Origin of the sequence: Enterococcus sp. (assembly GCF_032555305.1) — a bacterium.
Lineage (GTDB): Bacteria > Bacillota > Bacilli > Lactobacillales > Enterococcaceae > Enterococcus_A.
This window is the reverse complement of record NZ_JAWGOQ010000058.1, coordinates 1-7,741: the sequence shown is the minus strand read 5'-3', so window position 1 is coordinate 7,741 and position 7,741 is coordinate 1. Positions and strand designations below refer to the sequence as shown.

Here is a 7,741-nt window from a genome sequence, read left to right as displayed (position 1 = left end):
GTTTGATCTTCTCCGTGCCCAGTTAGCTTAAATTCGAAGTCATCTGCCGATAAATCTTTGCCTTCTAATGTTTTCTTCGCCTCCAGCGCTAACTCCGTTGGCTTCGGTTTTGGCTTCACGTACGTGTTGATGAATTCCTCTGGGGTATTGGAGTTATCCTCGTCATCGTCTGTGTAAACTACGCTAGTTTCAAGCTCACCCTGCCCCTTTTTAACTGTTACAGTGGCTGTTACTTTTTTCGGATCGTAGGTGATTCCTTCTGCATTGCCTTTGGTTTCTTCAATGGTGTAGGTATATATTCCAGGAGTGTCGTACTTGATATTGTCAAAGGCCACGGCTCCGTTTTCAGCGTTCGTTTGCGTTTGATTTTCGCCATGACCTGTTAAGGTAAATTCGAAATCTCCTGCTTTTAGTGCTGATCCATTTAGTATTTTCTTCACTTTTATATCAACGCTGCCAGTAAGTCTTTGATTATAAATCTCAAAGCTAAAACCTGCCGTATCAGAGGCAGATATTTCAAAGACCCCATCTGTTGTCAAATTGGTTTGATTTTCAATGATCATTTTCGGATCATAGTTGTCCAATCCAGAAACTTCTTTGATCTTATATTTACCAACCTTTAAGTTTCCTAACGTTGCTTTTCCATTGGGATCTGTAGTTAGCGTACCGACTTGCACACCTTCTTGATCATTATCAAAACTAACCACTTCGAATTCAACATCGGCGATAGGTTGATCGGTATCTTTATCCCTCTTCACAATTTCTATAGCGTTTTTTGGTACCTTTCCTTCTCCGCCTGCATCAGATTTCTGATACACAACGGAGGATTCATTGCTTGTCATGTCGCCATTATCATAATATAAATGAGCTGTATTCGAGAATTTATGGTCGCTAGAAATTGAACTGTCCGCTTCCGCTTGCATCTCAATGGTGTAACCAATGGACCATGTACCATTGGATTCATCGTATAAATTTTTCAAGGATGCTAACGTCGCTACTTTTTCTTCATCTGTCATGCTCGTTGCTCTGTTTATCATATTTTCCATGTATTCCCATGTCTGGTCGAATACTAGTCCTGCTTCTGCGCCGAGAGCCGTATCGGTAATTTTCCCAAGGTGGATTAGTAGTGTTTCTTTTTTGGTGACATCATCCGTATAGATGGCGAAGCTTCCTGTAGGGTGCTTCTTGATATCTTCCTTAGCACGATCAATCGAAGTCAAATTAATACTAGTTGTAACATCATGATAATCCTTGTGGGCCATCAAGACGGATCCTATCCTACTATCGGTCACCGTGCCATCAGCTAATACTTTATAAATCGGAACCAATGCTCGATAAGGGAATGGAGCAGCCTCTGACCCTACTTGTTGTCGCAAAAAGGTCAGCCCTTCATCCAACTCATCGACAAACACAGCATTTGAGTAGGTTTCCGAACTTGCTTTTCCACCTTTATAGATGGAAGTGACATCGTCCATATTAACGTGTACAGACCATTGTAGTCTATTGGTATTCGTAGACTGATAGCCTTGTTTGTACAAATTTTCAGTGAAATTGATTTCCCTATCAGGATTTTTTCCAATATTAAATGAAGGAAGTTCGAAATCACCAATGGTTACAATTTCTTCTTCCGTTAATTCTTTATTGAAAAGTCCCGTGTATCTGAAATAACCATTTTCAATTGTCGTTATCTTCTCTCTTTCAATCGTGTCATTAAAATCTACACGAAAAACAGAATAATCATATTTCCCAGAAGCGTCCGTCACAGTATATAGTTCATACGTACCTACATGGTAATCTTGTCCTTCAACTTTGATATTCAAAGCGCTAGCCGGGACATCGGTCAGTCTAAGAATCGATGGAAGTTTAATTTCCATATAGTCTCCAGCTTGAATAGCAGACGAATCCGGTATTTCCCAATTCACGCTCAAGCGAAATCCTTTTGTAGTAAGTTGTGTCTCTCCCTCCTCAATCGGTGACCAACCTCCTGAGCCATTGCTTTTTTCCAGCAAAACATTCGTAACCGTTGGTTTGATTTCTTTTATCTCTTGCGGAGTGATACTTCTTTGCGAGGCAGGCTCATCACTGTCCTCCTCTTCTGGCAAGTAGAAAATCATTTTAGTCACTGAGTTTCCGAAATCAACTCGTTCATTGACCAAGTCTTTGCCGGTAGTAGACGCCTTTAGTGTGACTGTAGCAACCACTGGTCCTTCTTCGTCTGTCTTGCTAAAGATCAATTGATTGTTTTTTACGACATACGTGCCTTTTGAATCCTTCATACTTCCTTCTTGATCTTCAAAGATTAAGTTACTTGGTAACGCTGCTGGCAGAGCCTCTTCACCAGAGATCAGCCATGTCATTTCTACATCAATGGATTCACCTGACGATAGTGGATTTTCATTAGTGATTTCTGTTCCATCGCTATGCTTCAATAAAGCTTCTTGAATGACCGCTCCTTTTTGTGTGATCGTTTCTGCGAAAACTCCAATCGGCAGCATGTTTGATACGATTAAAATTATTGAAAATAGTCCCCATATTTTTTGTCTCATCTTTTTCTCCTTCTAGTTCATTGTGAAATGCTCAAAATAATCGGCGGGTTCTTTTGCAGCATAGGTGATTGTTCCCGCCATACTACCTAAAAGATTCCCCAAATCCGTATTCCCCGTAGTATTTAATGGATCATAGGCTTCTTGTAGATAGGCAATCCTTTGTTCGATTTCTTGAGTACCACTTTTTCTTTTTGTTTTGTAATTTTTTATAACCAGCTTATAGTTTTCTCCTTGTTCAATAAAAAAGTTGCTTCGTTGGTTCACTGTCGCTGAAAGACGATAGTTTTCATAGAGAACGGGCAAACAAGACTGATACATTAGGAATAATGGAATCGTCAATGTTGCTATCAGTTGTTTTTTCATCCCATTCCTCCTCTAATTCCTACTAGCAGATCACCCAACGCTTTCCAATCTCCTGGTGTCGGAGGTCGCTTCCAGATCACCTGCTTACAAGGTAATGTATCTATCGCAAAATCAGACAGATATAGCTTAGTTTTAGTACTAAGTCTTTGTTCGTAACGAATATTCATGCTTTGTAACGAAGAGAGCATTCTGCGGATATAGTCGTTATAGACTCTTCCATGAGAAAAATCGATACAGATGTGCAGTGGCTTTTCCAGTCGCTCAATCGGGATTTTGGTAATAACAAAGAACAAGTAATCATAATAAAGTTTTGTCTTTTCCTGCTTGCTTAAAAAAAGTGAGCGCAGTTCAGCTTTCTCGATAAATTCTTGAATAAACTCATCCAGCAAGGGATTTATTTCTTGGAAATAGCGAATCTGACCTTTTGTGATAAACGTTGATTCTTTGAAATGATAAATCAACCATTTACGATTAATATTTTGAAATTCCTCAATATCGTTGGTTGAAAATGCTAGAGTCTCTCCATTACGTTCTATCCGACTTGCTAGGTTGTCAAAAAAACTAGTGGTCAATTGTTTTGCTTGCTGTTCAACACTAGTTGGTAAAAAATCGATTAGCGAAGATTTATCGATATCTTCTAGATAAACAAATAAATAAAAATAAGCGAGTTCCAGTTCGATCTGCTGAGGATTTAAAAAGAATTGTTCGCTTAATAATTTGTGTAAATAGTCAAAAAAGCCCTCCTTCTTAACCGAAATAAAGGCGGTATCGATAACATGATTGTATTTTAACCGTGTGAGCCAAATGCATAGGAAGAAAATTAATTTAATCTCTTTGGTTTTCACTAATCCTGTCTCATAAAAATGAATGAAATAATTCAAGATATTTCTAGCTAGCTTTATTGTGGCTTCTTCAAAAGGGTTTTTAATGCCGTTAAAAAGTTCGTAATAAATACCAAATAGAAAATTTCTCAATTGAAATTCGTTTCCTAATAATTTGTTCTTCTTTAATTGAACATTTTCATCAGACAGCAGTTTTTTCAAATTTTTTTGATATTTGTAGGCACCTGAACGACTTAAATTAATTTTTTCTTGATCCAATTGACTGTCTAAACTAATTTCTTTTGTCATAAATAAATGGAACATCTGATATGCTGGACTTTTCTCTACGTAATGAACCCGAAGTTTTTTTATCAAAAGGTGTGTGAGTTCAGCATTAAGCACCTCTCCACCTTTGCTCAGTTCCATCAGCTTGGGCTGCCCTATTTTTTCCAAATCATCGACTAACTCCTCAAAGTATGTCTCTGCTTTATACGGCGAAAAGTCTAATATTTCACTAATTTGAGTCAAGGAACAGTAAGAATTTCGCTTAATTTCTATTAATTGTGCAACATACCATTTATATCGATCATCGATGATTAACAAATCATTTGGAGACATAGCCACCTCTTTCTAACGTCTTTTCATTAAATATATTTATAATTATATCCACTTTAATTATTTTTAGTTTTACATCTCGACGCTAATTATCTACTTTTTTAATTTAACACAAAAAAATAGTGGACTTTTTGTTCTAAATCCACTTTATACCATTATTATAACGCTATAATTATATATAATATCATGTCATTACATTAATTTGTAGATATTTTTTAAAAGATCGGCTTTTTTATAAAGTAATCATTTGCTAATAAATAAAATGATGCTTAATCGGGATTAATTTTGTAAAAAGCAGTGAGACAGAGTGTCAAATAAAAATAAAAAAAGTTAATAATTGGGAAATTGATAAAAACTGGCTTTCAAAGAGTTATTCTATTGTGGTGATTTAATTAAGTTGAAATGGGGATTGCATACGGTATGCCACCAGGTGGTATATTTGACTCAAAAGACTTTTTGAAAAGTACAAAAAAAAGCTAAACACTCCATATCATGAATGTAATATGGAGTGTTCAGCTTTTTTATTATTTAATAGATCATAAGTTTTATTACGATTGCGCTTGTATTTTTACTGAGATATGTTTCCTCATATTCATTTAACTTTGATTCTAATACTTTAATCTGTTTAAAACATAGAAATTCTCGTTCCAATTTGCGACTGATAGAAACTCGATGCTTTTTGACCGAATCTTTCCATTGCCCCTAACTCACTTTCTACAAAATACTTACATCTATGACTTCTATCATCAATATCCTCAATTTCAATATCTACCTCTATTTTTAAATGTCCGCGTTTATCTGCCCTCATCAACTTCATTGAAAAAGCTGGCGTGTAATTCCCTGCTTTCTCTCCGAACTTAATATAGACACTTTGAGAAGAATCAGCCAGATAAAATTTGATTTTAACGATCATTTGGTTTATTTCACCTTCATCGACGTAGCATGTCTGATAAGATGTCGAGAATTTCGAAATTGCTGTGATCTTCATTTCAATGAAAGTTTCGTCTTCCCAGATTTTTTCAAATATAATATTGTCTACCTTGATCACTCCTGATTCTATAGATTATTTATAATTGCACTTGCTTCACTATGCCACTGAGTAATTGTCGCCATGTCTAACTCTATCCTATCAATAATTTCGTAATTAGCCAAAAAGCTTTCATATGAAATAGACTCTTCGTATGGTTCCAGATCGATAAAGTGGAACTTGTACTCAGGAGCAATTTCTAAATAAGTGTTCCCCTTAAAGTTGTATATGCAAGTGACTAGCATAGGATCTTGAACTGTTTCCCACATAAAAAAATTGCTTGCTACATCAACCTCATCAAAATTTTCCTCTGCTATTTTATGGCATTCCTTGGTCCATTCGTAGCCGATTCCTTCCTCAAAAAATTCTTGGGGAAGGGACATCTCACCATCAACACACATTTGTAAGACTGTGATAAATGATTTCACTCCTTCTGTTAAGAAATCATCAAACAATTGAAGCTTCTTACCATCAAAATAATACATGATCTTCAAGTCAGTAAAATGCCCATACTCTTCTAATTCTGCTATGCCGCTAATTAGAAACTCGATTCGGCGATTATTTTTCATTGGAAAAGTCGCTAAAACTTCCATTGGTTAATATTCTCTCTTTCTTACTAGCTCCCTTAATCAGAAAGGCCATCACTCTTTTTTAGACTGTTAATAAAATACGGACTAATTCTATATTTCGCCGGATTCTCACCAACTCGTTCGATCATTCCTTCTTCTTCTAGATATGTATCCGCTTTTCTTTGTTTATGTTCTGACCACTCCCCATCCGCAAAATGCTTACGAATGTCTTTTCGAGTTAATGTTTTGGTTTCATTTCCAAAAATGCCGTGATCGAAGTAAATCCAAAAAATTTCATCTTGAAAGGGGGTTAGATTTTTATAGTCGATAAATTTCTTTACTCTATTTGTTAATCTGATTTTATCTTCTAACAAGTAATCGATTCTTTGCTGGGCCTCCTGAAGCAAATCAAGTAGATTAAGTACAAAAAAAGTCCCTTCCGCAAAATTATCTTTGTCAGTAGTAATTACAAATGATTTTTCATATTTTTGTCTATTGGACACTACACTGCTGGACATTAGTAAACTGGAAAAAGCATCTAGTTCAAAGCTTAGATATTTTGCTAGAATGTAACGGCCAACTCTTCCATTCCCATCATAAAAAGGATGGATATACTCAAACATGAAATGAGAAACGAGCACTTTAATGATAGAAGAAAACTCTCTATCTTCGGTATTTAAAAAGTTGAGCATTTCTTGTAATTGATCAGCAATTCGTTCCGGATCTTCTCCAACATGTACTGTAGAGAAGCGATCACCGACAGTTACCTTATCTTTTCTAAACATACTGCCTTTTTCTATTTTTGATTCATCCGTTATCTCATTTGAAACTAGCTCATCGTAAATCTCTCTTATTTCTTTTGGCGTATAAATCCTTTTTTTGTCCATTTTTCCGACGTGACTATAGAGCAGTGATAATCCTTTAAAGCGATGGGAGGATGTTTCAGAATGCAATGAATCCAAAGCCTCTTTTAATTCTTGTTTGGTACTTTTTACACCTTCATACTCATTCGTCGCCTGCATTTCTTCAATTAAAAGAAACTCAATAAACTCATTATATTGATTTTTTGATAATTTCATTTCATATTCTACTAATGCTCGTGAAGCCTTCTGTACATCATTGACCAGAGAGGTTATCTCAGGAATGCTATTCACCCATAACTCGCGAGTCATGGATTTTAACTTGACCCCATTTTCAATTGGAGATATATAAAAACTGGTTTTCATTGCCGAAGTAGAATCAAATCTTGAATGAAACTCCTTCTCTGTATCTTCTCTCATGTATTTATGCTTCTTAATTTCTTTATAAGACATACAATACATCTCCTGTCGTTAAATATTAACCATAATTTTAACATTAGAAAAGATATCTTGCAATGAAGCGACAATACGAAAATAACCAGACAACTACTCATACATTTGTCTGGTTCGCTGTTTGATATAATCAGAGGTTCTCTAGCTCATTAGAAAATGAGATAGTTGTGCAAAGAAAAGATCCGACCTTCTCTATTTTTCTTCCCAAAATAGGGTATATCGCTACGATTGATTTCTTCTAAATCACTCAATGATTTAAGACGTTCAAGAGACACTATGACTAAAATAATACTCTGTTGTTTTTGATCTTAAATCATAGTGTCCTCTCAATTGAATAGACAAAAACCCAGACAAACTAAGAGTGTTTGTCTGGGTTTTCATCGTATTACATCTCTGAACGTGCCATTCGCAAAGCGGTGTTGTTTCCGCCATGAATGGCTCTTAATGCCTCAATCTATCATTAACTATTTTCCGGAACATTCTCCAA

General features: G+C 35.8%; 6 protein-coding genes. All 6 read right to left on the bottom strand.

Annotated elements, in window-relative coordinates; translation table 11 throughout:
* A partial coding sequence (locus tag E6139_RS22685; protein ID WP_316405819.1) for a Spy0128 family protein occupies window positions 1–2,546 on the bottom strand: 2,546 nt, incomplete at its 3' end.
* Window positions 2,547–2,558: 12 nt separating this feature from the next.
* The gene (locus tag E6139_RS22680; RefSeq protein WP_316405818.1) at window positions 2,559–2,909 is read right to left on the bottom strand and encodes a hypothetical protein; all 351 of its coding nucleotides are present in this window, start codon (window positions 2,907–2,909) and stop codon (window positions 2,559–2,561) included.
* On the bottom strand, window positions 2,906–4,348 hold the full coding sequence (locus E6139_RS22675) for a helix-turn-helix domain-containing protein (protein WP_316405817.1): 1,443 nt from the start codon (window positions 4,346–4,348) through the stop codon (window positions 2,906–2,908). Before E6139_RS22675 ends, E6139_RS22680 begins: the two co-directional genes overlap by 4 nt.
* A gap of 622 nt (window positions 4,349–4,970) precedes the next feature.
* Window positions 4,971–5,258, bottom strand: a complete 288-nt coding sequence (locus tag E6139_RS22670) for a hypothetical protein (protein ID WP_316405816.1) — start codon at window positions 5,256–5,258, stop codon at window positions 4,971–4,973.
* A 143-nt stretch (window positions 5,259–5,401) separates the two neighbouring features.
* Window positions 5,402–5,965 (bottom strand): hypothetical protein, encoded by a 564-nt coding sequence (locus E6139_RS22665; protein WP_316405815.1) that lies wholly within the window; start codon window positions 5,963–5,965, stop codon window positions 5,402–5,404.
* Between the two features lie 32 nt (window positions 5,966–5,997).
* Complete coding sequence (locus tag E6139_RS22660; RefSeq protein ID WP_316405814.1) at window positions 5,998–7,254, bottom strand: Fic family protein; 1,257 nt, start codon at window positions 7,252–7,254, stop codon at window positions 5,998–6,000.
* Between the last annotated feature and the right edge of the window lie 487 nt (window positions 7,255–7,741).